The following is a 2,350-nucleotide window of genomic DNA, read 5'->3' on the forward strand; positions in this document are numbered from 1 at the left end:
GCCGCCCACACCGACCGCCCCACACCGACCGCCCACGCCGACCGGCGTGGGCGCGGCCCGGGCAGGCCCGCTACACCGACGCCCTCCGCCAGGTCGGCAACCGGCCCGTCGGCGTCCTCCACGGACGCCCCGGGACACACACCCACCGCGACGAAGCGACCGCCCGGGCGCACCACGCACAACCCCATGCCGTTCGACCTCAAACGCGATGGGGCGTCTGACCTGCGGCATCCGGCCGCTGAGCGGGAGAAGGAGATCGGCGCGCGCCGTGCCCCCTCCCGTACACTCTCCGGCGATCTTGACAGACCGAGGAACAGGGGGACGGCAATTGACCGGCGGGCGTGAGCGTTGGCTCAGCGACAGGCTGACCGTGAGGTCGTTCCGCAATCCCAAGAACGTGGCGAAGGCGGTCTTCCACCCGACGTGGGTGCCCGAGTCGGTCGATCCCGCCGTGGAGTCCCTCAAACGCGTCCGGGTCATCTGCGGCGCGGTCGCGGCGATCGGTGTCTACAGCTTCGTGGAGGGCGGTTTCTCCTTCGACGGGATGCTGGAGAAGGTGCTGACGGCGAGTCTCGTCCTGCTGCTGATCACGCCGCTGACGATCGGTGTGATGCTCTACGTGTGGCGGCGTACCGGAACCGTCCGCCAGCTGCGCACCCCGCTGGTGAACTCGCTCAAACTGCTGCTGCTCTTCATCGGCTCGGTCGTGGTGATGGTGCTGACGTGGATGCTGGCGAACGGTGCTTCCCCGCTCCGTATGCTGCTGTGCCTCATGGCGGCGCTCTGGCTCACCTGGTTCGTGGGCGCCGGGGGCCTTTACGTGTCCGACAACTTCTTCGGCACCGCGGGAGTGCACCGCTGTCTGCCGCCGCTGCTCGCCACCGTGACGACGTGGCTGATGGCGGTCCCGGACCTGCTCTCCGGCGACCTGCACGGCCTCGGCCTCGCTCTGGGCGTCGTCTTCATCCTGGGCGCGCCGGTGACGGTCACGGGGATAGCCCTGCTGGAGATGAACCGCCTTCGGCGCCGGTACGGAATCCGGCTGGGCACGCATCCGGCGACCCTGCCCCTGCACGGACACGTGCCTCCGAACGGCAATCCCATCGGCAGCCTTTGAGCGCCGGGTCCATGGCTCCGTCGTGGTGAGTCGACGAACGCGGCGTGGGCGCTTCACCCGAGGCTGACCGACGCGTCACCCGGAAGTTCGGCCGGCAGGTAGTCGTAGCCGAATCGGCCCGGCACTGCCCGGGCGAGCGCCCGGACCAGCGAGGCGGGCGGTGCGACGAAGACCACGGGGTAGTCGCGCTCGCCCCGCTCCGGGCGGACCGGCCAGGCCAGCCGTTCCCGGTCGAGGTCGTACCGCGCGTCCACCCCCTCGCGGTTGCCCCGGGCGTCCAGGCGGGACCAGCGGCCGTCCAGGTGCACGGCGTTGAGGGCGTGCAGCACGAATCCGCCCTCGCCGTCCTCCAGCCGTTGGTAGCACAGGCCGGTCGGCACGCCCTGCGCCCGCAGCAGTGCGGCCAGCAGGTGGGACTTGCCGTGGCAGATCGCATTGCGCGCGGCCAGCACCTCGGAGGCGCGGAACGCCCCGCTGTACGAGCCCGCGTCCGCGGAGTGCGCCACCTGGTCGCGGACGTAGTGGAACGCCGCCTCCGGCGTGGCCAGCCCTGCGGCCGCCCGCCGCAGCTCCGAGTGCTTGTGGTCGATCACCTCGTCCGCCGCGAGGTAGGCGGCAAGGTCGTCGGTCTCCGGTTGAAGGATCATGCCGCCCACGGTGCCGCGCGCGCCGTCCACCGCGTGCGGAATTCCACCCCCTGGACAGGGCCCCGACCCCGCTCCGGCCGCCCCCGACCGGCATCTCGGTCCTGAAGGCATCTGCGATGACCGACACCACCCGCCCCGCACCCGACCCACACCCCGCCGCGGTCCTGCGACGGCTTCGCGCCGGTGCCCGGCTGCCGCCGTGCCGGCCGGGAGGACCGGCAGCTGCGGAGGTGTCCTTCGGCGCCGTTCCCGCGCCGGCCGGGTGTGGTGGCGGTCTCAACGGCGGCCGCCCGGTGTTGACTCAGCGTGGTGGCGGTGGGCCGGTCGGTGATGTTGCCGGGGCCCGTGTGGTGAGTGCGCTCACACGGGAATGCGGTGCACGACGACGGATAGTGGTGTCCGTTTTGCGCCATTTTGAGACTATTTGGCGAGTGGCTGGGGGGTGTTTGCGCAGGCCGGGAGGGGTCGGCGGGGATCGGCGCGCTCCGGGCGCCCGCCCCTGCGGATCGGCGTCGTCCGCCCTTGGGTACGACGGTGGGTCGTAGCGAGGGGGTCTTGTCGATGACCGGTCCGGCCTGGCAACAAT

At 71.6% G+C, this 2,350-nt stretch carries 2 protein-coding genes; one reads left to right on the forward strand and one right to left on the reverse strand.

The features are described 5' to 3' along the window. Positions 1 to 370: 370 nt before the first annotated feature. Positions 371 to 1,117 carry a hypothetical protein gene (locus ACFU7Y_RS43110; protein ID WP_380771923.1) on the forward strand — a complete coding sequence of 249 codons (747 nt, stop codon included), beginning with the start codon at positions 371 to 373 and terminating at the stop codon, positions 1,115 to 1,117. Between the two features lie 53 nt (positions 1,118 to 1,170). Here the strand turns inward: ACFU7Y_RS43110 and ACFU7Y_RS43115 are convergent, their stop codons facing one another. Further along, a complete protein-coding gene (locus tag ACFU7Y_RS43115; protein WP_380771925.1) occupies positions 1,171 to 1,764 on the reverse strand; it encodes a transglutaminase family protein in 594 nt (197 codons plus the stop codon). Between the last annotated feature and the right edge of the window lie 586 nt (positions 1,765 to 2,350).

Origin of the sequence: Kitasatospora sp. NPDC057542 (genome assembly GCF_042801945.1) — a bacterium.
Classification (GTDB): Bacteria; Actinomycetota; Actinomycetes; order Streptomycetales; family Streptomycetaceae; genus Kitasatospora.

Excerpts from the sequence above, each read along its gene's own strand:
- ACFU7Y_RS43115 (WP_380771925.1), bottom strand. The coding sequence starts at position 1,764 with ATGATCCTTCAACCGGAGACCGACGACCTTGCCGCCTACCTCGCGGCG.